The organism is Gemmatimonas sp. UBA7669 (genome assembly GCF_002483225.1).
Taxonomy (GTDB): domain Bacteria; phylum Gemmatimonadota; class Gemmatimonadetes; order Gemmatimonadales; family Gemmatimonadaceae; genus Gemmatimonas.
In genome coordinates this window covers 38,458-60,540 of the sequence record NZ_DLHL01000033.1, presented here as the reverse complement: position 1 = coordinate 60,540, position 22,083 = coordinate 38,458, and the positions used below count along the sequence as shown (strand labels likewise).

The 22,083-nt window shown below is 67.1% G+C and carries 20 protein-coding genes; 19 read left to right on the top strand and 1 reads right to left on the bottom strand.

All coding sequences use genetic code 11. The annotated features are described in order from the left end of the window. Positions 1-2 precede the first annotated feature (2 nt). Genes B2747_RS09760 through B2747_RS09745 form a run of 4 tightly spaced genes read left to right on the top strand, consistent with a single transcriptional unit; the run spans position 3 to position 4,261 of the window. Entirely contained in the window at positions 3-962 is a 960-nt protein-coding gene (locus B2747_RS09760; protein ID WP_291159793.1) for an aspartate carbamoyltransferase catalytic subunit, read from the top strand. Then, on the top strand, positions 963-2,264 hold the full coding sequence (locus tag B2747_RS09755; RefSeq protein ID WP_291159791.1) for a dihydroorotase: 1,302 nt from the start codon (positions 963-965) through the stop codon (positions 2,262-2,264). It abuts the gene before it with no gap. Positions 2,265-2,306: 42 nt separating this feature from the next. Next, entirely contained in the window at positions 2,307-3,053 is a 747-nt protein-coding gene (locus tag B2747_RS09750) for a class II aldolase/adducin family protein (protein ID WP_291159789.1), read from the top strand. Positions 3,054-3,088: 35 nt separating this feature from the next. Beyond that, positions 3,089-4,261, top strand: coding sequence for a hypothetical protein (locus B2747_RS09745; protein WP_291159787.1), 1,173 nt, complete (start codon positions 3,089-3,091; stop codon positions 4,259-4,261). A gap of 122 nt (positions 4,262-4,383) precedes the next feature. On the opposite strand, the gene rpsT is transcribed toward B2747_RS09745, so the two are convergent. Next, on the bottom strand, positions 4,384-4,635 hold the full coding sequence (rpsT, locus tag B2747_RS09740; RefSeq protein ID WP_291159786.1) for a 30S ribosomal protein S20: 252 nt from the start codon (positions 4,633-4,635) through the stop codon (positions 4,384-4,386). Between the two features lie 258 nt (positions 4,636-4,893). Between rpsT and B2747_RS09735 the strand changes: the two genes are divergently transcribed. The 15 genes from B2747_RS09735 (at position 4,894) to B2747_RS09665 (ending at position 22,003) form a co-directional block, all read left to right on the top strand. Continuing rightward, positions 4,894-5,646 carry a site-2 protease family protein gene (locus tag B2747_RS09735; RefSeq protein ID WP_291159784.1) on the top strand — a complete coding sequence of 251 codons (753 nt, stop codon included), beginning with the start codon at positions 4,894-4,896 and terminating at the stop codon, positions 5,644-5,646. A gap of 4 nt (positions 5,647-5,650) precedes the next feature. Further along, positions 5,651-6,400: a segregation and condensation protein A gene (locus tag B2747_RS09730; protein ID WP_291159782.1), complete on the top strand. Its 750-nt coding sequence runs from the start codon at positions 5,651-5,653 to the stop codon at positions 6,398-6,400. Further along, positions 6,375-6,929: an SMC-Scp complex subunit ScpB gene (gene scpB / locus B2747_RS09725; RefSeq protein ID WP_291159779.1), complete on the top strand. Its 555-nt coding sequence runs from the start codon at positions 6,375-6,377 to the stop codon at positions 6,927-6,929. Before B2747_RS09730 ends, scpB begins: the two co-directional genes overlap by 26 nt. Before the next feature lie 293 nt (positions 6,930-7,222). After that, complete coding sequence (locus tag B2747_RS09720) at positions 7,223-7,960, top strand: pseudouridine synthase (RefSeq protein ID WP_291159778.1); 738 nt, start codon at positions 7,223-7,225, stop codon at positions 7,958-7,960. 225 nt (positions 7,961-8,185) lie between these two features. Further along, positions 8,186-9,172, top strand: a complete 987-nt coding sequence (locus B2747_RS09715; RefSeq protein ID WP_291159776.1) for an AAA family ATPase — start codon at positions 8,186-8,188, stop codon at positions 9,170-9,172. Next, on the top strand, positions 9,169-10,140 hold the full coding sequence (locus B2747_RS09710) for a DUF58 domain-containing protein (RefSeq protein ID WP_291159774.1): 972 nt from the start codon (positions 9,169-9,171) through the stop codon (positions 10,138-10,140). Before B2747_RS09715 ends, B2747_RS09710 begins: the two co-directional genes overlap by 4 nt. Continuing rightward, entirely contained in the window at positions 10,137-11,150 is a 1,014-nt protein-coding gene (locus B2747_RS09705; RefSeq protein WP_291159772.1) for a hypothetical protein, read from the top strand. The genes B2747_RS09710 and B2747_RS09705 overlap by 4 nt, the downstream gene beginning before the upstream one ends. A 27-nt stretch (positions 11,151-11,177) precedes the next feature. Then, complete coding sequence (locus B2747_RS09700; RefSeq protein WP_291159769.1) at positions 11,178-12,242, top strand: VWA domain-containing protein; 1,065 nt, start codon at positions 11,178-11,180, stop codon at positions 12,240-12,242. A 10-nt stretch (positions 12,243-12,252) separates the two neighbouring features. Beyond that, on the top strand, positions 12,253-13,971 hold the full coding sequence (locus B2747_RS09695; protein WP_291159766.1) for a VWA domain-containing protein: 1,719 nt from the start codon (positions 12,253-12,255) through the stop codon (positions 13,969-13,971). Between the two features lie 17 nt (positions 13,972-13,988). Continuing rightward, positions 13,989-16,310 carry a hypothetical protein gene (locus B2747_RS09690; RefSeq protein ID WP_291159763.1) on the top strand — a complete coding sequence of 774 codons (2,322 nt, stop codon included), beginning with the start codon at positions 13,989-13,991 and terminating at the stop codon, positions 16,308-16,310. Between the two features lie 8 nt (positions 16,311-16,318). After that, complete coding sequence (mutL, locus tag B2747_RS09685; protein WP_291159760.1) at positions 16,319-18,238, top strand: DNA mismatch repair endonuclease MutL; 1,920 nt, start codon at positions 16,319-16,321, stop codon at positions 18,236-18,238. A 10-nt stretch (positions 18,239-18,248) separates the two neighbouring features. Further along, entirely contained in the window at positions 18,249-19,184 is a 936-nt protein-coding gene (gene miaA, locus B2747_RS09680) for a tRNA (adenosine(37)-N6)-dimethylallyltransferase MiaA (RefSeq protein ID WP_291159757.1), read from the top strand. Further along, a complete protein-coding gene (gene bshA, locus B2747_RS09675) occupies positions 19,181-20,389 on the top strand; it encodes an N-acetyl-alpha-D-glucosaminyl L-malate synthase BshA (protein ID WP_291159754.1) in 1,209 nt (402 codons plus the stop codon). Before miaA ends, bshA begins: the two co-directional genes overlap by 4 nt. Then, on the top strand, positions 20,386-21,192 hold the full coding sequence (uppP, locus tag B2747_RS09670; protein WP_291159752.1) for an undecaprenyl-diphosphatase UppP: 807 nt from the start codon (positions 20,386-20,388) through the stop codon (positions 21,190-21,192). Before bshA ends, uppP begins: the two co-directional genes overlap by 4 nt. Further along, positions 21,185-22,003 carry a biotin--[acetyl-CoA-carboxylase] ligase gene (locus tag B2747_RS09665; RefSeq protein ID WP_291159749.1) on the top strand — a complete coding sequence of 273 codons (819 nt, stop codon included), beginning with the start codon at positions 21,185-21,187 and terminating at the stop codon, positions 22,001-22,003. Before uppP ends, B2747_RS09665 begins: the two co-directional genes overlap by 8 nt. Positions 22,004-22,083: the final 80 nt, after the last annotated feature.

Here is a 22,083-nt window from a genome sequence, read left to right as displayed (position 1 = left end):
GCATGCCCGGTCCCCTCGGCAAGGACCTGCTGGGCCTCGCGCCGCTCTCGGCCGCGCAGATCGAACTCATTCTCGATACCGCCGGCCCGTTCCGCGAAATCTCCGAGCGCGCCATCAAGAAGGTGCCCACGCTGCGTGGTGCCACCATCGTCAATCTGTTCTTCGAAGCCTCCACACGCACACGCATCTCGTTCGAGTTTGCCGAGAAGCGCCTGAGCGCGGACACCGTGAACGTGGCCAGCGCCGGCTCCAGTGTGAGCAAGGGCGAGACGCTGGTTGACACGGCGCGCAATCTCGAGGCCATGAAGATCGACATGGTCGTCATCCGGCACAGCGCGTCGGGGGCGGCCCGCTTTCTCGCCGAGCGCATCGAGTCCAACGTCATCAACGCCGGCGACGGCACACACGAGCATCCCACGCAGGGCCTGCTCGACATGCTCACGCTGCGCGATCGCTTCGGTTCGCTCAAGGGCAAGCGCATCTGCATCGTGGGTGACGTGCTGCACTCGCGTGTGGCGCGCTCCAACATCTGGGGCCTCACCAAGCTCGGCGCCGAAGTGGCCGTGTGCGGACCGCGCTCGCTGCTGCCCAATGCCATCGAGGACATGGGGGTCACGGTCATTGATCGCATTGAAGACGCCATCGCCTGGGCCGATGCGCTGAACATTCTGCGTCTGCAGCTCGAACGCATGCAGGCCGGCTACATCCCGTCGCTGCGCGAATACAATCGCGTGTTCGGCGTCACCTCGGCGCGTCTCGAACGCGCGCCAAAGGATCTCCTCATTCTGCACCCCGGGCCCATGAATCGCGGCGTCGAAATCGACAGCGACGTGGCGGATGGCCCGCACTCGGTCATTCTCGACCAGGTCACCAACGGGGTGGCCGTGCGCATGGCGGTGCTCTACCTGCTTGCCGGTGGCAAGCCTGAACTGGCCGAAGCGGCCAAGAAAGGAAACGCATAGATGGCGCACCCGATCGGAACCCGTGATCTGCTCATCAAGGGCGGTCGCATTGTCGACCCCTCGCAGGGCCTCGACGCCGTGGGCGATGTGTTGCTGCGTAACGGTGTCGTCGAAGCCTGCGGAGGGTCGCTGGGCACGCCCGACGGTGCCGAGGTGCTCGATGCCACGGGCCTGGTGGTGGCGCCGGGCTTCATCGACGTGCACGTGCATCTGCGTGAGCCGGGCCGCGAAGACGTGGAGACGGTGGCCAGCGGCGCGCACAGCGCGGTGGCCGGCGGCATTACGGCGGTGTGTGCCATGCCCAACACCAAGCCCGTCACCGACAATCAGGCGGTCGTGGGCTTTGTGAAGCGTCAGGGTGAGGCGGCAGGCTATGCGCGCGTCTATCCCTATGGCGCCATCTCGGTGGGGCAGAAGGGCGAGACGCTGGCCGAGATTGCCGAGATGGTGGGCGCCGGCGCCGTGGCCTTCAGCGACGACGGCAAGCCGGTGGAGAGTGCGCAGCTCATGCGCACCGCGCTCGAGTATGCGCGCGCCTTCAACGTACCCATTGCCGAGCACTGCGAAGACATGACGCTGGCGCGTGGCGGCAGCATGAACGAAGGCATCATGAGCGCCAAGCTCGGTCTCAAGGGCATTCCTGCCGAGGCCGAGGAGATCTACGTCATTCGCGACATTCTCCTTGCCAAGCGCACGGGTGGCCACATCCATCTCTGCCACCTGAGCACGAAGGGTTCGGTGGAGCTGGTGCGCTGGGGCAAGGAGCGCGGCATCAACGTTACGGCCGAGGTGTGCTCGCACCACATCTCGCTCACCGAAGACGCGGTGGATGGCTACAACACCAACGCGAAGATGAATCCGCCGCTGCGCACCGCCGAAGACGTGGAGGCGCTGCAGCAGGGTGTGGCCGATGGCACCATCGACCTGCTCGTCACCGATCACGCGCCGCATCACTACGACGAGAAGGAGCGCGAGTTCGCCGATGCGCCCAACGGCATCGTGGGCCTCGAAACCGCGCTCGGTGTGAACACCACCTACCTGCTGCACCGCGGCCTCATCAATCTCTCGCAGCTGGTGGACGCGATGAGCTGCAAGCAGGCCAGGATCTTCCGTTTGCCCGGCGGCTCACTGGCGCGCGGCGGTCTGGCCGACGTGACGGTGTTTGACCCCAACAAGGTGTGGACCTGCGACCCCACGCAGTTCAAGTCCAAGGGCCGCAACACGCCCTACGGCGGCCACACCTTCACGGGGCAGGCGCGCTACACGATTGTGGGTGGCCGCGTGGTGTACACGGCGGCCTGAGGGCGGTCGTGACGCACGGCATGCGCGTGGTGCACAGCTGACATGGGTCAGGGCCTGAGCCCCGAATCGCTGCAGGCAGCGGCCGAGCAACTCGCCGCTGCCTGTCGTCGTTTGCATGCGGGCGGGCTCCTGGCGGGCGCCGAGGGCAATCTCTCAATGCGTCTCGCCGATGGCAGCCTGCTGGTGACGGCGAGCGGCGTGGACAAGGCGCGCATCGGGGCCGAGCAGGTGCTGCGTGTGCACGCCGATGGCGGATACGCGGATGGCACTGTGCATCACGATGCGACATCGTGGCACGCGCCGCGTGACGGCAGTGCGGCGCTGTCGGCGGCCGAGGGCCGTGACCGGGCTCTTCGCGCCTCGTCGGAACTCAAGATGCACGTGGCGCTCTATGCGGCGCGGCCCGATGTGCAGGCGGTGGTGCACGCTCATCCGCCGGCGGCCACGGGCTTCGCAGCAGCCGGGCGTTCACTGCCGGCCGATGTGTTGCCCGAACTGCCGGTGGTGGTGGGGCCGGTGGTGCTGGTGCCCTATGCGCGGCCCGGCACGCAGGCCCTGGCCGATGCCATCGCGCAGTGTGCGCCAGATCACGAAGTGTTTCTGCTGGCCAATCACGGCGTCACCGCCGTGGGGCATTCGCTGAACGATGCGGTACTGCGTCTCGAGAGTGTGGAGCAGGCCGCACGCATTCTGCTGGTCTCCACGCTGCTCGGCGGCGCGGTGCCGCTGCCGGCGGGTGAAGCGGCTGCGCTTGCTTCACTGCGGCTTTCGCGAGAGCTTCCCTCCTGAGTCCTTCCTCGTCCCTCGTCACGGAGTTTCACGTCGTGTCCATCGAAGAAGTCCGCGCCCTGGTCGCTGAGCGGCAACGCTATGATGACTGGCTCGCCGCCCTCGAGGCCAAGCGGACGGAAACCCCGGTGCGCGTGTACGAGCGCGTACATGGTGATTATCTGGCGCGCCGCACCCAGGTAGTCGAGCAGCTGCAGTCGCATGTCGACACGCTGGCCACGCTCGGCAACGATCTCGAACGTCAGCTCGATGGCCTGGATGCACAGCTCGCCACGCTGGAAGACGAGCGCGCCGAGGCGATGCTGCGCAACATGGTCGGCGAGTTCGACAGCGAGCGCTGGGAGGCGGTGCGCGTCGAGGTGGAGGGCAAGATGGAGACGCTCGGGGCGGAGCGTTCGGCGTTGCTCACGCAGTTTGATGACGTGCGGACATTGCTGGCGAGTGCCAGAATCGAACAGCAAACTGCGACAGCCGTTGAGCCGGAAGCCTTGACGCCAGAAGCCGAGGCGCCGGAAGCCGCTACCGCAGTTACCGCGGTTGAGGTCGGGGTTGGAGCCGAGGCCGAGGTCGAGGTCGAGGCGGAAGTCGACTCTGCTGCAGAGGCCGCGCAGGAACCGACGTCGGAGCCCACGTCAGAGCACGAGCTGGTGGACCTCGGCAGTCAGTTCAACTTGCCGGCGGTCGAGGCGCCGGTTGAAGCCGCCGACGCGGGGCTCGAAGTGGAGGCCATCTTCGAGGCGGCGGAGCGCATCGATCGCCACACGCCGCGCGCGCATGACATCGTCACGCATATCGTGTCGGACATCCCGCCGGTTGCGGAGCCGCGCGTCGACAACGAATTCGACGATGCGCTGGCCATGTTCTCCGACAGCGGGAACGCGCCCGATTCCACCTTTGTGAACTCACTCGAAGGCATCGAAGTGGAAGTCGATGTGCCGAGTGTCGATCCCACCACGCGGACCGCGACGCCGCCCACGTCCGCGCCGTCTGCCGGCGCTCCTTCAGCCGGCTTTGATGACCTGGCCTTCCTGCGTTCGGTCATCAATCCCTCGGGTGGCAACCCGGCGGTGGGATCGGTGCCCGATGCGCTGCCGTCAGCCACGGGCGCCGAGCCGCAGAAGACGCTGCGCTGCACCGAGTGCGGCACCATGAACCTGCCCACCGAGTGGTACTGCGAACGCTGCGGCGGAGAGCTCGCGGCGTTCTGACGGCATGAGCTGTCGACGATCCGGCTCCTGCACCCGCACTCGCTGCAATTCCAAGATCGCAAACGACAAAGGGGCCGGACTCGCGATGAGTCCGGCCCCTCGTGCGTTGCTAACCGACTGGCTTACGCTGCCGAGGCGGCGTTGGCAGCCTTGGCCAGCTTGCTCTTCTGACGAGCCGCCGCATTCTTGTGAATGAGGCCCTTGCGCGCCGCACGATCGAGCAGCGACACGGCCGTGAGACGATCGTCGCTCGCCGCACCCGCCGCCTTCGCCTTCTTCACGGCAGTACGCAGCGCCGAACGCTGAGCGCGGTTGCGCACGGCAGCCGCACGCGACTTGCGCAAGTCCTTCTTGGAGGACTGGATATTCGGCACGTAAAACTCCTCAGAACCCGTTGATCAGTGACGTGGAACCCACCCGGCACACGGATGGAATCCGGCCACGGCGGAACAGACTGGGAAACGTAGAACATCCGGCCGCGCCGGTCAAGCCACCACTGCTGCAGCACTTACCGGACCTGTGGTGTCGGGAGCCACCTCCGCCAACGGCTCCGGCAAAATGTGGATAACCTCACATGTGGAATACTTTTGACATGCCCCGGTCCGATCGCTAGACTTCCCCTCTCGATTTGCTTGCATTCGCGTCCCGGTTCGCGTTCCCTCGCGCCTGCCCGCTCGCTCTCCTATCAGCTCGGCCTCGCGGTGACCCTCGTCCAGCAACTCGCCCTCGTATTCCCCGTGCTGCTGTTCTCGATGGTCGCCCACGAGTACGCGCACGGCTATGCGGCCTATCGGCAGGGCGACCTCACAGCCTACCAGCTGGGACGGCTCACCTGGAATCCGGTCAAGCACATCGACCCCTTCATGACCCTCCTCCTGCCAGCCCTGCTGGCCTGGATGGGCGGGCCCATCTTCGGCGGCGCCAAGCCGGTGCCGGTGAACCCACGCAACTATCGGCAGTACAAGCGGGGGGACATCATTGTCTCCCTGGCCGGCGTGGCCACCAACCTGGTCATCGCCTTCGCCCTCGTGCCGCTGGTCGTGCTCGTGGGCCTCATCGGGCAGCAGGTCCCGGGCCTCGTGCGGCCGCTCGGCATCCTGCAGCTCATGTTCGCGCAGGGTATCATCATCAATCTCGTGCTGGTGGCGTTCAATCTCATCCCGATTCCGCCACTCGACGGGTCCCACGTCTTCAAGTACCTCCTGCCACCGCAATGGTCGCTGCAGTATCAGCGCCTGGGTGGTATCGGACTGTTGCTGCTGTTCGCTCTGCTGTCCTTCGGACGGCCCATCGTGAACCTCTGGATGGCCCCGGCGTTCATCCTCGGACGCCTCGCCCAGCAGTTCTACATTCCGTTCCTGTTGCCCAACCCCTTCGGCGTGTGATCGCGTGACTGCACCGAACTTCCGTTCCGTCGAGGCCAACACCCCGTCGTTTGTCATCGAGCTGAGCCAGTTCACGGGCCCGCTCGACCTGCTGCTGTCGCTCATCCGCGACGAGCAGGTGGACATCTACGACATTCCCATCGCCCGCATCGCCGAGCAGTTCCTCGCGCGCATCAGCTCACTCGGGCTCGATGAAGCCGCGGACTATCTCGAGATGGCGGCGCGTCTCTTGCGCATCAAGGCGCAGATGCTGCTGCCGCGCGCCGATGGCGAGGACGCGTGGGAAGATCCGCGCGCTGAACTCGTGCGCCGTCTGCTCGAGTACCAGCAGATGCGCGAAGTGGTGGACCTGCTCGAGCGCCGCGGTGAAGAGCGCCGGCATCAGTTCGCGCGCCGCTTCGTGCCGGTGGCCGCTGACCTCACGCCGCTCAATGCGCCGCTCTCGCTCTCACTCGGCGAGCTGCTCGCGGCGGTGGATCGGGTGCTGCGCGTCACCAAGGAGCCCACGCTGCACGAAGTCGTGCCGCGGGCGCTCGACGTGGCCGGGGCCATGGGCACGGTGCGTGCCGTGCTGGCCATGCGCCGCGCCTGCCGCTGGTCGGACCTCGTCGCCCGCGACGCCGAACCCTGGCAGATCCTGTCCGTGCTGCTGGCCCTGCTCGAAATGGCGAAGCTCGGTGAGCTGCGCATTGCGCAGTCCCGCGCCTTTGCCTCTGTGGAGATCCGTCGTGACGCCATTAGCGAAGCTGCTTGAAGCAGCGCTCTTCGCTGCCCCGCGCCCCATTCCCTTCGACACGCTCGCGGCGCTCGACCCCGAGTCGAGCCCCGCGGCGGTGAGCGCTGCACTCGACGAGCTGCGCGAGCACTACGATGTGGACGGGCACGCCGTCGAACTGGTGGAGCAGGGTGGAGGCTGGCAGATCCTCACGCGCGCCGAATTCGCCGAGGCCATCGAGCGCGCGCAGGTCGCGGTGCGTCCGCAGAAGCTCTCGGCGGCCGCGCTCGAAACGCTGGCCATCGTCGCCTATCGTCAGCCCATCGGCCGCGCGGAAATCGAAGAAATTCGTGGTGTGGCCGTGGGCTCGGTGCTCAAGTCGCTGCATGAGCGTGGGCTCATCGACATTGTGGGCCGCAGTGAAGGCATCGGCCGTCCGCTGCTCTATGGCACCACCTCGCAATTCCTCGAGCAGTTTGCGCTGCGCCATCTCGAGGAACTGCCGCGCGCTGACGAACTGGCCATCGCGCTGCGCGGCGCTGGAAACGCCACGGTCGTACCGGAGTGACGCCCGCGCGTCGCTCCGGAGGTGACGGCCGGCCGGGCTCCGGCAAGCCCGGGTCTGGTAAGCCGGGATCCGGTAGGCCGGGGTCCGGCAAGCCGGGAGCCGGTAGATCGGGCGCCGGGAAGTCTGGCGCCGGCAAGCCGGGAGCTTCCAAGGCCGGCCCGCGCGATGCCGCGAAAAAAACAGCAGACAGGCCAGGCGCCAAGTCCGCGGCCAAGTCTTCGTCCAAACCGTCGGCCAGGCCCCGCCCCAAGCGTGCAGCCGCCGGACAGGAGTACTCGCGCAGCGGCGGCACCATGGCGGCGCGCAACGAAGGACCCATGCGTGTGCAACGTGCACTCGCGCGCGCCGGAGTGGTGAGTCGCCGCGAGGCCGACAAGGCCGTCGCGGAGGGCCGCGTGCAGGTCAACGGCAGTGTGGCCACCGTCGGGCAGGTGGTCGACCCGAAGCGCGATCAGATCACGCTCGACGGACAGCCGGTCAAGACGGCCGTGTCGGCGCATCGCTGGATTGTGTTGCACAAGCCGGCGGCCGTCATGACCACGCGCAAGGATCCGGAGGGACGGCGCACGGTGTTCGATCTCGTGGAGGACGCGCCCGGTCTCGTGTACGTGGGGCGGCTCGACTTCATGACCGAAGGCGTCATCCTGCTGACCACCGATGGCACGGCCGCACACGCGCTCACCCATCCGAGCCGTGAAGTGGAGCGTACCTATGTGGCCACCGTGCGCGGCGACGCCGTGACCGCGGCCCGCGAAGCGCGGCGCGGCGTGGAACTGGAAGACGGCATGGTCTATCCGCGTGACGTGACGGCGGCTCCCCTCGGCAATCGCCGCTGGGCCTTCGAACTCACCATTGCCGAAGGCCGCACCCACGAAGTGCGCCGTCTCTGTGACGCCCTCGGTCTCGAAGTCGAGCGTCTCGTGCGTACGCGCTTCGGCCCCGTCAAGCTCGGCAACCTCCCCTCCGGTGCCGCCCGGGCCCTCACGCCGGCCGAGCAGGACATACTGGAAGCCGTGATCGCGTCCGGGTGACGCCCGGGCGAAACGCCAAAGGCCACCGCGAACGGGTGACCATTGGCGAGCACGGTGGGGTTGGGCAGTGTTGGAGCAACGAGCCGGTCTGTCGGGTATGCTGCAAACGGTCCTGCGATCACTCGCAAGGTCGTGCGGCAGTTCGGGCCGACGTCCATATCGGGATGTATCGCGGAATTCACCTCTGTTCGTATAGCTGACACATCGGCTGGGAGTACAGCACACGTGACCTCACACGTCACCCAAAGTGTTGCCGCCTCGCAGGACGCGGCCCTGGTACAGGGCGTGCTGCGTGAAGTGGCGCGCCGCATTGTTGGACAGGAATACATGGTGGAGCGGCTGCTCATCTGCCTGCTCACCGGTGGCCACGTGCTGCTCGAAGGTGTGCCCGGTCTCGCCAAGACCCTCACCGTGCGCACACTCGCGGAGACGGTGCGCACCACCTTCCAGCGCATTCAGTTCACGCCCGACCTGCTGCCTGCCGATGTGGTGGGCACCCAGATCTTCGATCAGCCCACGGGCGAGTTCCGCGTCAAGCACGGCCCCATCTTCGCCAACATCATCCTCGCCGACGAAATCAATCGCGCGCCGGCCAAGGTGCAGGCGGCGCTGCTCGAGGCCATGCAGGAAAAGCAGGTCACCATCGGTGGCACCACCTACCGTTTGGCCGAGCCCTTCCTCGTGCTGGCCACGCAGAACCCCATCGAGCAGGAAGGCACCTATCCGCTGCCTGAAGCCCAGGTGGACCGCTTCATGATGAAGCTGCGCGTGGGCTACCCCACCCGCGCCGAAGAAAAGGAAATACTGCGTCGCATGGCCGGCGGTGATCGTGTGTCCATTGCCCCGGTGGCCTCACCCGACGCCATTCTCGACGCACGGCATCGCATCAGTGAGCTGTACATGGACGAGCGCATCGTCGACTATATCGTCGAACTGGTGCACGCCACGCGTCATCCCGAGGAAATGGGCGCCGCCGACCTGCGTCCGCTCATTGAGTTCGGTGCCTCGCCACGCGCCACCATCGCGCTCGGCCAGGCGGCGCGTGCGCACGCGTTTCTGCGTGGTCGCGCGTTTGTCACCCCCGATGACGTCAAGAGCATCGCCCCCGACGTGCTCCGGCATCGTGTGCTCACGTCGTTCGAAGCCGACGCCGAGGGCGTGACCAGCGACACCATCGTCTCGCGCCTGCTGGCGGTCGTCGAGGCGCCGTGAGCCTGACGGCGATCGCTTCGGCCGAGGTGCTGCGCCAGGTTCGACGCATTGAAGTGCGCACGCGTCGCCTGGTGGACTCGCGCTTTGCCGGAGAGTATCGCTCGCTGTTCAAGGGGCAGGGCATGGAGTTCGCCGAGGTGCGCGAGTATCAGCCTGGCGATGAAGTGCGCTCGATTGACTGGAACGTGTCGGCGCGCATGGGCAAGCCCTTCGTCAAGCGCTACGTCGAGGAGCGCGAGCTCACGGTCATGCTCGCCATCGACCTTTCGGGCTCAGCGCGCTTCGGTACTCGTGCACGCTTCAAGCACGATCTCGCGGTGGAACTGGCCGGTGTGCTGTCACTGGCCGCCGTGCGCAACAACGATCGGGTGGGCCTCATGCTCTTCACCGATCAGGTGGAGCACGCGCTGCCTGCGCGCAAGGGGCGCAAGCACGCGTTGCGACTCATTCGCGATCTCCTGTCCGTAGAGCCCGAGGGACGTGGCACGTCCATGGCGGCGGCGGTTGATCGGCTCATGCGTCTCTTGCCGCATCGCTCGGTGGTGTTTCTCGCGTCGGACTTCCTCACGGAAGACGCCGAGAAGCCGCTCGCGCGTCTCGCGCAGCGACACGACGTCATTGCCATCACGCTTGAAGATCCGGCGGAGCGGCATCTGCCCGACATCGGACCGGCGCGCCTTGAAGATCCCGAGTCGGGTGAGATTGTCGAAGTCGATACCTCGCATCCACTCGTACGCGCGGCCTTTGCCAAACGGGTGGCCGATGCCGAAGAGGCGCGCCGTCGTCTGTTTGGCCGCCTGGGCCTCGACGAGATCATCGTGCACACCGAGCACGGGTACGTGGATGCGCTGCTGGCCTTCTTCCGTGCGCGCTCGCGCCGTCCGCACGGCGCAGTGCGCACCGGCCCGCGCGGCACGCTGGGTGATGCCGCCTCGCGCTATGGTTGGAACGGCGAGGGGCGGCCATGAACACCGCGTTGCGTGTGCAGCCGCCGCGCATACAGGCCGGTACGTTGCTGCGGCCTGACACGGTGGAGGTGGGTGACCCCTTCGTGTTCGTGGTCACCGTGGCCGTTCCGGCCGGTGCCACCGTGGAATGGCCGCAAATCAAGGACAGCACCGCCGTGGTCAACATGCGCGCGCCGCTGCGCATTGTGGACGAAGGCACCAAACTCGGCACACGCCGCGAGCGTGCCGAGTACACGCTCTCCGCGTGGGATGTGGGGCGGGTGCCCATTGGCTTGTCCGATGTCACGGTGCGTGTGGGCAGCAGCAGTCTGCGTGTGCCACTCAGCGATGCGCGCGTGTTCGTACGCAGCGTGTTGCCCGGCGACAGCACCCTGCATGTGCCCAAGCCCGCGCGCGATCTCTACCTGCGCGAGGTGCCATGGTGGGAGCGCTGGTGGCCGGCCCTGCTGGTTCTGGCAGCACTGGCGCTGCTGGCCTGGCTCTGGCGACGCCACAAGCGCCGCAAGGTGGCGGCACCCGCCGCGCCGCTGCTGGATCCGTACGCGCGGGCCCTGCACGAATTCGATCGGCTGGATCGCCTGAGTCTGGCCGACGCCGGTGAAACCGGACGCTGGACCGCCCTCGCAGTTGATGTGCTGCGCTGGTATCTCGAGGCGCGAGTACCGGCGGCGCATCTGGCACTCACCAGTGGTGAAGTACTGGAAGCCGTGGCGCCCAATCCGCATGTGCCACACGACCGTCTGTACTCGCTGCTGGCCGACGTCGACATCATCAAGTTCGCGGCGCATCCCGTGAGTGCCGAGCGCGCTCGGCGTCTGGCCGGTGAAGCGCGCGCGATTGTGGAGCACATCGAGGCCAGCGAGCGTGCCACCCGTGAAGCCGCGCGTGCAGCGGCCGATGCCGCGGCCCGCGCCGCCGATGCCGAACGTCGGGCCGCCGAGGAGGCCGCTCGACGTGCGTCGGTGACAACACGCAGCGATCGCCGCGGTCCGCCGGCAGGTGTGCCCTGATGGGTGAACACTGATGGGTCAGCACTGATGGGCGCGCTCTTGGAGTGGTTCGCGGCGTTGCCGTTCGCCGACTGGTGGGCCGCACGCAGCGGCTTCGTGACTGTCGCGGGCATCAACCTCGCGCATCCCGAGGCCCTGCTCCTGCTGCCGCTGCTCTGGCTGTGGTTGTGGACCCTGCGGCGCCGTGAATCAGGTCAGGCCACCATTCCCTTCTCGCGTGCCGGCGTGCTCGCGCGCGGGCCGCGTCCCGTGCTGCGTGGTGCGCGCTGGATTCCGTGGCTGCGTGCACTCGCCCTCACGGGTGTGGTGCTTGCCGTCGCGCAGCCGCGCTCGGGCGCGCGTGCCGAGCGGGTGAACAGTGACGGTATTGATATCGTCATGACCGTGGACATCAGCAGCTCCATGCTGGCGGAGGACTTTCAGCCGCAGAACCGCATGGAGGTGGCCAAGGACAAGGTCAAACGATTTGTCATGGGCCGCACCAGCGACCGCGTGGGTCTCGTGGCGTTCTCCGGTGAGGCGCTGACGCAGGTGCCGCTTACCACCGACTACCCGGTGGTGCTCGCGGCCATCGACAACCTGCAGATCGGTCAACTCGAAGACGGCACGGCCATTGGCACCGCCATTGCCACGGCGGCCAACCGGCTGCGCAATTCGCCAGGACGTTCGCGCGTGATGGTGCTGCTGACGGACGGCGAAAACAATCGCGGCTCCATCGATCCACGCACCGCAGCGCAGGCGGCGGGAGCGTTTGGCATTCGCATCTACACCATTGGTGTGGGCACCGAAGGCATGGCGGCCGTACCCGTGGGACGTGGACTGTTTGGACTGCGCTACGAAAACCGGCCCGTAAAGATCGACGAGCCACTGCTCACCGAAATCGCCAATTCGACAGGTGGCAAGTACTTCCGCGCACGTGATGCCGCCGCACTGCAAACCATCTACGAACAGATCGACCGCCTCGAGCGATCGTCGGTAGAAGCCAAGGCCTACATTCGCTACACCGAGCAGTATCGCTGGCCGCTGCTCTTTGGCACCCTCGTGTTGCTGGCCGAACTCTGGCTGCGCGCGCGGCGCGGAATCCTGCCATGAGTGCCTTGCCATGAACAACCTGCCGCCGCTGCGTTTCGACGAACCCTGGCTGCTGATCCTGGCCATCGTGCTGCCCCTGGCGGTGTGGTGGGCACGTCGGCTGCAGTCACGCCGTCACGCTGCGCGATTGGCGCGATTTGCCGAGTCCTCGGCATTGCTGCGACTGGTCAGCGTGGACCCCATGCCGGAGCGGCGACGCACGTGGCGATTGGTCCTGGCTGCGCTGCTCATTGGCGTGGCGCTGTCGGGCCCACGCTGGGGCCTCGCGCGTGGGCCGGTGAGTTCGCGCGGCATCGACATGGCCCTCGTACTCGACGCCTCGTTGTCCATGATGGCGCAGGACGAGCGCCCGTCGCGTCTCGAGCGCATGAAGCAGGAAGTGCGCCGTCTGCGGGCCATGTCGCAGGCCGATCGCATCGCGCTGATTGCCTTTGCCGGTCGCAGCTACATCCTCACGCCGCTCACCAATGACGACGGCGCACTCGAGCTCTTTCTCGACAATCTCGATCCCAGCGTCGTGGGGCAGGGAGGTTCGTCGCTTTCACGCGCCATCGCCCAGGGTACCGAAGTCCTGCTGGCCAGCGATGGCAGCGCCGATCGTGCGCTGGTCCTCATGAGCGACGGCGAAGCCTTTGACGACGTCGGCGAGGTGGAGCGCGTCGCGCAGGAAGCCGGCAGCAAGGGCGTCAGCGTGGTAACGGTGGGATTCGGCACTGAACAAGGCAGCACGATTCCCCTACGCGACGGCTCGGTGGTGCGCCAGAAGACGGATGACGAAGGCAACGTGGTGGTCACGCGCTATTCGCCCACGCTGCTCGAGCAGGTGGCTCGCGCGTCGAATGGAACCTTTGTGCCCGCCGAAGCCTCCGACAAAGCCTCGCGCATTCGCGGCGCGCTGCGCACCCTGCGCACCGCCCGCCGCGAAGTGAGCTCACGCGAAGACCACGTCCCGCGCTTTCTCTGGGTCCTCACGCCCGCCTTGCTGCTCCTGCTCTGGGACACCTGGCGCCTCATTCCTCGCGCGCGCCGCACCCCGACCTCGACCCCGACCCCGACCAAGACCCCGACCCCGACCAAAACCAAGACCGCCGTCTCCAATCCTCCAATCCTCCGAACCTCCCAGCTAGCTGTTCTCCTCGCCCCCCTGTTCCTCTCCTGCACCCGCCCCCCCGACCCGGCCACCATCTTCGCTGAAGGCCGCATCGACGAAGCCATCGCCGCCTATCGCACCCTCATCACCGAAGGCGACACCACCCAGCGCACCGCCTACAACCTCGGCACCGCCCTCATCGCCCGCGACTCGCTCAACGAAGCCAGTGAGCGCCTCGAAGCCGTGCGCCTCCAGACCAGCGGCGAGCCCCAGTTCCGTGCCCGCTTCAACGCCGGCCTGGCCTCCCTGCTGCTCGGTCGCGCGGCCCCCGGCAATGAAGCCGAGCGCTATCTCGCCGCCGCCCGCTCTGCCTATCGGGATGCCCTGACCGACACACCGGGCCACGCCGACGCCAAGTGGAACTACGAACTCTCCCTGCGCAAGAACCCGCCGCAGAGCGGCGGCGGTGGAGGGGGCGGGGGCAGTGGCAATCAGTCACCCACCGATCCGCAGGACGACGCCGGACTCGATCAGCGTCAGGCCGAAGCCCTGCTCAACAGCGCCGCGCGTGAAGAGCGTGACGTGCAGGGTCGCAAGCAGCGTCAGGGGCGCACGCCGCCGGGTGGGAAGGACTGGTGAGGGACATGATGGGCCTGATGAAGCGGCTCGCAGTAAATGCGCTGTTGCTGACCGCCGTGGCCAAGGTGGCTTGGGCGCAGCCCTCACCCACCGCCGTGCTGGGCGATGTACGCGTGAATCCCACGCGGCCCATCGACTTCCACGCGGCCGCGTATCCCGACACTGTCTACGTCGGACAGCAGATCACCTATCAGGTGGCCGTGCTGCTCAGCGAACAGGCGCGCAGTCGGTTGCGGCGCAATCCGGAGTTTCTGCCGCCTGAACTGCGCGGCCTGCTGGCCTATGAGCTCGGCACGCCGCGCCGTGTCGCGCCGCAAAATTATGCCGGCGCCGTGTTCGAGGCCCACGTGTTTCAGCGCGCCCTCTTTCCGGTGGCCCCAGGCCCGCTGCGCATTCCCTCGCCGCAGCTCACGTACAGCTTGCCGCAGTCGTCGAGCTACTTCAGTCGTGAAGAATCGTACGTCGTGCGCGCCGAAAGTGCGTCGGTGGTGGTACGTCCGCTGCCCGACGTGGGGCGACCCGCCGATTTCACTGGTGCCGTGGGTGTACTCACGCTGAGCACACGCGTGGATGCCAGCGAGGCGCGTGTCGGCGACCCCTTTGTGCTTACCCTGCGTGTGGACGGCGTGGGCAACGTCAAACTTCTGCCGCGTCCACAAGTTGAACTGTCCTGGGCCAGCGTGGTGCCGGGCAGTGAGCGCGTGCGGGTGGATTCCACCGGCGCCCGCGTGCGCGGCGTGAAGGAGTTTGACTATCTCGTCACGCCTGTGCGTTCCGGTCCGGTGTTGCTGCCCGTGCTGCGCTATGCCTACTTCGATCCCTATCGCGCCGAGTATGCGTGGGCGGAGAGTCCGGCGGCGGACATCAGCATTGCGGCGGGTGATAACGCACCGGGGAGTGAAGACGGCGGTGACGACAATCCGCAGCTGGCGCTGCGCGACTGGCGCAACGCAGCGCCCGCGTGGGATGTACTGGGACAGCCGACCTGGAAGCTGGTCATTGGCACGGCGTGGCTCGGTGCACCACTGCTCGTGCTGGTGCTGCTGCTCATGGCGCGACGTGGCGCACAGGCCAGCGCAGCGCCAATCGTAACCATGGCCGAGCGCACACCGGAGCCCGAGCCGCTGAGTCCCGCCGCTACCGCGCGACGTGTGCGCCGTGAGCTGCTGCGCAACGTGCAGGGGCGTCTGCAACTCGAGGAGACCCAACTTGCAGAGCGACGGGTGTTCGAACGTGCACTGCGCCGCCATGGGGTCACCCGCGCCACGACACAGGACTTGCTGACGTGGTTGGATCGGGCCGCGCTCGTGGGATATGGCGGAATGGATCATGAATCGGGATCGTCCACCGCATCCACGGCGCACAGTGATCTGTCAGACGCTGGTGCCCAGGCCCTCGCCGCTCGCATCGACGCGGAGGCGGTGGCTGCAGGGCAGGGCAGACGGTGGATGCGTTGGCGGCATCGTGGCGCCGCGCATGCGCAGAACGTAGGGAAGTCCCGCGGTCACACGGGCCGCGGTATGAGCGGCCGCGGTCGCGCCGTTATTGGCGTCGGACTTTGGCTGAGCGGCGCGCAGCCCGTGCCGGTGCTGTCGCCAACATCGCCTGCACCCGCGCCTCAGGCCTCGGCCAGTGCTCCCGCACTGTCTACCGCCGATCTCACGCTGCTCGAGCGTGAGGCACGGGCCGCCTACGAAGGACGGCGGTTTTCGCGAGCTGCCGAACAATGGGCACGCGCAAGTGCAGCAAGGCCACGTGATACCGACCTGTTGGTCAACTGGGGCACGGCAGCGTGGGCTGCCGGTGATACCGTGTCGGCCGTACTGGCCTGGCAGCGAGCCGCGCGCATTGACCCCATGGCCGCCGATGTGCAGGAACGTCTGCTCTTGCTGCCGACTACCGCGCACAGTGGCCTGGCCGACGTGCCCATGGTGCCGGTGAATCTGCTGGTACTGGTCGCAACCGGGCTGTGGATGGTCGGGTGGATCTGGCTTTTTGTGGTGCTGCGGCGTCGACGCACTGTACCCAAAGGCACGGGCGCACAGCGGCCGCCGCATCTGCCGTCACGCGCGCCCGCATTCGCCATTCTGATCGTCGCCGCGGCCGGCATGAGCTACGCCCATGTGCAGGCCGACGCGTTGCGTGCGGATGGCCTCGCGGTGGTGCAGCGTCCCGACATGCTGCGTTCGGCGCCGCTGGCCAACGCCACGCCGGCCGGCGGTGTCGGCACGGGCGATGTCGTGCGCATGGAGATGCGCCGCGGTGAGTGGGTGCAGGTGCGTCACGCCGATGGCCGCACAGGCTGGCTGCCGCAGGCCCGCGTTGTGCGCTTCGACTAACTTTGGGCATGCCGCGCATCGCCATCCTGCCCAGCAGCGTTGCCGACCAGATCGCCGCCGGTGAGGTGGTCGAGCGTCCCGCGTCGGTGGTCAAGGAACTCGTGGAGAACGCCATGGATGCCGGCGCCACCACGATCGACGTGACCATCGAAGAGGGCGGGCGCACGCTCATTCGCATTGCCGACGATGGCAGTGGCATGGATGCCGATGATGCGCGCCTTGCACTCTCGCGCCACGCGACCAGCAAAATTGTATCGGCCGAGCAGCTGGTGGGCGTGCGCAGTTTCGGCTTTCGCGGCGAGGCGCTGCCCGCCATTGCGTCGGTCTCCGATCTCACCATTGAGACGGCACCAGCCGACGGCGCGGGCTCCAGGCTGCGTGTCATGGGTGGATCGGTGGTAGAGGCCGGCGAATCGGCCCGTCGGCAGGGCACCACGGTCACGGTGCAGCGCCTCTTCTACAACACACCGGCGCGTCAGAAATTCCTGCGCGGCGCACGCTCCGAATGGCGTGCCGTGCTCGATACCATGCACGGCATCGCCACGCTGCGCCGCGATGTGCACTTTGTGGTCACGCACGATGGCAAGCGTGTACTCGACCTGCCGGCGGTCGGCTCGCTGCGTGAACGACTCGCCGCCCTCTGGGGCGCACGCGAGCTCGAACGTTTTGTTGACGTGAATGACGTGCGGGGGCCGGTGCAGGTGAGTGGACTCGCCGAACGTCCAGCCGACGTGGGCACCGCCAGCCGACGCATTCTGCTCATCGTGAACGGCCGCCTCATTCGCGATCCGGGGCTCGTGCGCGCAGCGGAAGCGGCCTACAAGTCCACCTTGCCCGGTGGGGTGCGCCCCTCGTTGGTGCTGCAGTTGCATGTGCCCGGCGCTGATGTGGATGTCAACGTGCATCCCGCCAAGGCCGAGGTGCGCTTTCGCGATCGCTGGCCCATAGAGCGCGCAGTGGAAGCGGCCGTGCGCCGCGCCCTCGGGCTCTTCGACGCGGCCGCCGATGTGGGCGGTTGGCGCACCTGGGCGCCGCCGCCATCGCTGCAGGCTGGTATGTCCTCTGGCATGCCGGGTGGTCTCGGACGCTTCAGCGCGCCACCAGGCACGGAACTGCCGCCCTCGTCGCTGCGCATCACGGCTACGCTCGACGGGCTCTTTGCGCCGCGTGACACGCTGCCTGTCGGCCCCGGTCTCGACAGTGTCCCGTTGCCGGATGCCCCGCTGGCTGACGCGCAGCATGCCGGGCCGGCCACGCACAACGGCATGCCCGCGCCCGCGCCGGCGCCGTGGGAGGATTTGCCACGTCAGTCGGCGGACGTGGGCACGCCGCATGCCCACGCAGATGCCGCGCCCATCAGCGTGCCGCCGCTCATGCAGTTGCGCCGCATGTACCTCATGTTCGAACATGAGGAAGGGGTGGTGCTCATCGATCAGCATTCGGCGCACGAGCGCGTCCTGTACGAGGAGTTCCTCGGCGTGTTCGAACGCGGTGAGGCGCCGTCGCAGCGTCTGTTGTTTCCGCTCACGCTGCATCTGGCGCCACGTGAGCTCGAGGCCTTTGAAGCCAATCGTGACCTGTTCGCGCGGCTTGGTTTCGAGGCCGATCCCTTCGGCGGCCACACGGTGCTCGTGCAGTCCGTGCCCATGCCGCATCCGCGTTTTGATGCCGAGCGCTGTCTGCGCGACACCCTGGCCTCGTTGGTGGGTGATCGCCATGCCAGCGCACATGCGCGTCACGAGCGTCTGGCCGCTACCGTGGCCTGCAAGGCGGCCATCAAGGCCGGCGATGCGCTGTCGCCCGGCGAAATGCGCGCGCTGTACATCGCGCTGGCGGAAACGCGCCTGCCGGCGCATGACGTGCACGGGCGATCCACCATTGTGCGACTCACCTGGGATGAACTCGACCGGCGTTTTGGTCGGGCCTGAGCGCACACGCATGATGCTGTCCTGCATCGTTGGACCCACCGCGGCGGGCAAGAGCGCAGTGGCCATGCACCTCGCACAACAATGCGGGCTGTCCATCGTGTCGGCCGATTCCCGCCAGGTGTATCGTGGCTTCGACGTGGGCACGGCCAAGCCCTCCTTGGCCGAGCGTACGCTGGTGCCGCACTATGGCATCGATGTGGCCGACCCGTGTGAGCGCTACTCGGCGCATCGCTGGGCTGAGAGCGCCAGGACATGGATACAGCAGGCAGACGCCAACGGTCGCGCCCCGGTGGTGGTCGGGGGCACGGGTCTCTATGTACGCGCCCTTGTGGAGCCGCTCGATGCGGTGCCCGAGCTCGACGCCGGCCAGCGTGCGGCCCTCGCCACCTTTCTCGACACGCTGTCCATGCCGGAACTGGAACGTTGGTGCGCTCGGCTCGATCCGCCTCGTGCCCACCTGGGCCGGACGCAGCGACTGCGCGCCATCGAGACCGCGCTGCTGAGTGGACGCCGGCTCAGCGACAGTCTGCGGCCCCCCGCCGGCGACTCGTCGCGAACGTCTTCGTACCAGGTCCGCTATCTTGTGGTGGACCCCGGCCCGGTGCTTGCCACGCGCATCGAACGGCGCGTGCACGACATGCTGCAGGCTGGCTGGGAAGAGGAGATCTCGCGACTGATGACCACCACCGCGCAGGATGCGCCCGCCTGGAAGGCCAGCGGCTATGCCGTGCTGCGTGACGCGATGGAAGGTCGCCTGTCGCGTGCAGCGGCCGTTGAGCGTGTGGTCATTGAAACGCGGCAGTACGCCAAACGCCAGCGCACCTGGTTTCGCCACCAGTTGCCGGTCGCGCAGGTGACGCTGCTCAACCCGCTCGAACCGGACGCCATGCAGCAGGCCACGCGCTGGTGGCAGTCGGTACCCTCCGAAGGAGTTTCGGCCGCATGAGAATCGGCATCACCTGCTATCCCACCTACGGTGGATCGGGCGCCCTCGCCACCGAGTTGGGCATCGCGCTGGCGGCGCGTGGTCACGAGGTGCACTTCATCACCTATCGGCAGCCGTTCCGTTTGCCAAGTTTCCTGCCACGGGTGTGGTTTCACGAAGTGGACGTTGGGCGCTATCCGTTGTTCGAGTATCCGCCCTACGATCTCGCGCTTGCGGTGCGCATGCACGAGGTGGTGCGTGATCACCAGCTCGACATTCTGCACTGTCACTACGCCATCCCGCACGCCACCAGTGCCTGGATTGCGCGTGCGATGCTGCGCGAAGAGGGCCGTGACGTCAAGGTGGTGACCACGCTGCACGGGACCGACATCACCATCGTGGGGCAGGAGCGTTCCTTCCACACCATCACCAAGTTCTCCATCGAGAAGTCCCACGCCGTCACGGCCGTGTCGCAGTATCTGCGCGACGAGACCTATCGGGCCTTCGGCTGCGTGGGCTGCAACGTGGAAGTCATTCCCAACTTCGTCGACCCCACCCTCTACGACCGCACGCGTCACACCTTCCCCATTCCCGCCGATGTCATCCGCGGACGGAAGGTGCTCATGCACATCTCCAACTTCCGTCCGGTCAAGCGCGTGCGCGATGTGGTGGCCACGTTCGCGCGTGTGCAGGAGCAAGTGCCGTCGGTGCTGGTCATGGTGGGCGATGGACCGGAGCGCGTGGAGGCGGAGGACGAGGCGCGGCAGCGCGGCGTGGCCGACAACGTGATGTTTCTGGGCAAGATCGACGCCATCGCGCCGCTGCTCGCTGGTGCGGATTGCTTCCTGCTCATGTCCGACAAGGAGTCCTTCGGACTCTCGGCACTCGAGGCCATGGCCAGCGGCGTGCCGGTCATTGGCTACGATGCCGGCGGTTTGCCCGAAGTGGTGCAGCACGGCGTCACCGGCTTCTTGCATGCGGTGGGTGATGTAGAGGGCGCAGCAGCGTCGGCCATCGCCCTCTTGAGTGACGCCAGTGCGTGGCAGCGCGTGAGTACCGCCGCCGCCGAAGATGCGCGCACACGATTCAGTGAGCAGGCCATCGTGGCGCAGTACGAGGATCTCTACGAGCGCACCCTCGCCACCGCCGACACCAGTCCGTTGCGCACACCTCCGTTCGTGCCGGCCATCCTGCCTTCGCATTTGCCTTCCATCGCGGCCCCGTGACCCTGTTTCAAGCTATTGTGCTGGGGCTCGTGCAGGGCCTCACCGAACTGCTGCCGGTTTCCAGCTCCGCCCACCTTGCCCTCACGCCCTACCTGCTGGGCTGGCAGGACCCGGGACTGTCCTTTGACGTGGCCCTGCATTTTGGCACGCTGCTCGCGCTGGGCTGGTACTTCCGCAGCGAATGGGTGGAGATGACCTACTCCGCCCTGCGTCTCTTGCGCACACGACGTGTGGTCACGACGCACGATCGTCGGCTGATCTATCTCATTGTGGCCACCATACCGGCCGGTGTGGGTGGCCTCGTGCTCAATGATCTGGCCAAGACCACCTTCCGCTCGCCGTACATCATAGGCACGACGCTCGTGGTGCTGGGCGTGCTGCTCTGGGCGGTGGATCGTTGGGCGGTGCGCGCCCGCATGCTGGATGAAATCACCATGCGCGATGCCCTTGTGGTGGGATTCGCACAGGTGCTCGCGCTCGTGCCAGGTGTCTCGCGCAGCGGTTCCACCATTACCGCTGGGCGATTCCTCGGCCTCGACCGGCCCAGTGCGGCGCGCTTCAGTTTTCTCATGAGCATGCCCATCACGCTGGCGGCGGTGATCTTCGAAGCACCGGAAGCGCTGCGCAGCGAGGGTCTGAGCGCGCCGCTGTTGGCCGGCGTGGCAGCGGCGGCCGTGAGCAGTTGGCTCGCCATCACGGTGCTGCTGCGCTACGTGAGCAAGCACAGCTTCGGCGTGTTTGCGTGGTATCGCGTGGCCCTCGCGGCGGTGGTGTTCTATACGCTGGCGACGCGTGGTGCCTGAGGAACACCGTCGCGACGTCGCGCCGTCGGCTGCGCCCTCGGGGGCACCGTCCGCCGAGGTGATTGCCGCACTTGGTCTCGCACGGCTGGACTATCATGTGCGCGTGACATCCACCATGGACGTCGCGCATGCCATCGCGGCTGACGGCGCGCCGTCGGGTACTCTGGTACTGGCGTCATCGCAGGAGCAGGGCCGGGGGCGCAGCGGCAAGGCCTGGCGGTCGGCGCCGGACGCGGGGCTCTGGTGCACGCTCATCGAGCGGCCACGTGATGCGCGCGCACTCGATGTGCTGGCGTTGCGTGTCGGACTGCATCTCGCCACTGCGCTCGATGCGCTGGTTGATGTGCGCCGTGAGGGGCCGGTGCAACTCAAGTGGCCCAATGATCTCTGGCTGGCCAGTGGCAAGCTGGGGGGCATTCTGATCGAGGCACGGTGGCGCGACGGCATGCCGGAGTGGGTGGCCATTGGCGTGGGCATCAATCGCCAGACAGCGCCGGTCGTGCAATCCCCAGGTGCGTTTCGTGCGTCGCAGCTCCGCGGTGATGTGAGCCGCGATGCGCTGCTCATCGCCGTGGTGCCGGCGCTGCGCCGAGCCGCAGCGTGCACAGGGCCGTTGGGCGACGCGGAGTGTGCGGCGTGGGCGGCTCGTGACCGCATGGTGGGGCGGTTGGTGCGCTCGCCATCGCCGGGCGTGGTGGAGGGCATCACAGCCGATGGCGGGGTGGTCATTCGGGGGCCTGACGGCGTGGCGCGGAGCCTGCACAGTGGGTCGTTGGAAGAGGTCGAGTCCCCGGAAACCCTGCCAGGCTGACAGGCGAAGCGTGGTGTCGTCTGCAAGTTCTGCAGGGGCGCTGTCGTGTTGGCAGAAGTGTAAACTATTGTAAATAAACG

Bases quoted from the DNA above. Each gene is read 5' to 3' on its own strand.
- B2747_RS09760 (WP_291159793.1), top strand. From the start codon at position 3: ATGCCCGGTCCCCTCGGCAAGGACCTGCTGGGCCTCGCGCCGCTCTCG.
- B2747_RS09755 (WP_291159791.1), top strand. From the start codon at position 963: ATGGCGCACCCGATCGGAACCCGTGATCTGCTCATCAAGGGCGGTCGC.
- B2747_RS09750 (WP_291159789.1), top strand. From the start codon at position 2,307: ATGGGTCAGGGCCTGAGCCCCGAATCGCTGCAGGCAGCGGCCGAGCAA.
- B2747_RS09720 (WP_291159778.1), top strand. From the start codon at position 7,223: ATGGCGGCGCGCAACGAAGGACCCATGCGTGTGCAACGTGCACTCGCG.
- B2747_RS09705 (WP_291159772.1), top strand. From the start codon at position 10,137: ATGAACACCGCGTTGCGTGTGCAGCCGCCGCGCATACAGGCCGGTACG.
- B2747_RS09700 (WP_291159769.1), top strand. From the start codon at position 11,178: ATGGGCGCGCTCTTGGAGTGGTTCGCGGCGTTGCCGTTCGCCGACTGG.
- B2747_RS09695 (WP_291159766.1), top strand. From the start codon at position 12,253: ATGAACAACCTGCCGCCGCTGCGTTTCGACGAACCCTGGCTGCTGATC.
- B2747_RS09690 (WP_291159763.1), top strand. From the start codon at position 13,989: ATGAAGCGGCTCGCAGTAAATGCGCTGTTGCTGACCGCCGTGGCCAAG.
- mutL (WP_291159760.1), top strand. From the start codon at position 16,319: ATGCCGCGCATCGCCATCCTGCCCAGCAGCGTTGCCGACCAGATCGCC.
- miaA (WP_291159757.1), top strand. From the start codon at position 18,249: ATGATGCTGTCCTGCATCGTTGGACCCACCGCGGCGGGCAAGAGCGCA.
- bshA (WP_291159754.1), top strand. From the start codon at position 19,181: ATGAGAATCGGCATCACCTGCTATCCCACCTACGGTGGATCGGGCGCC.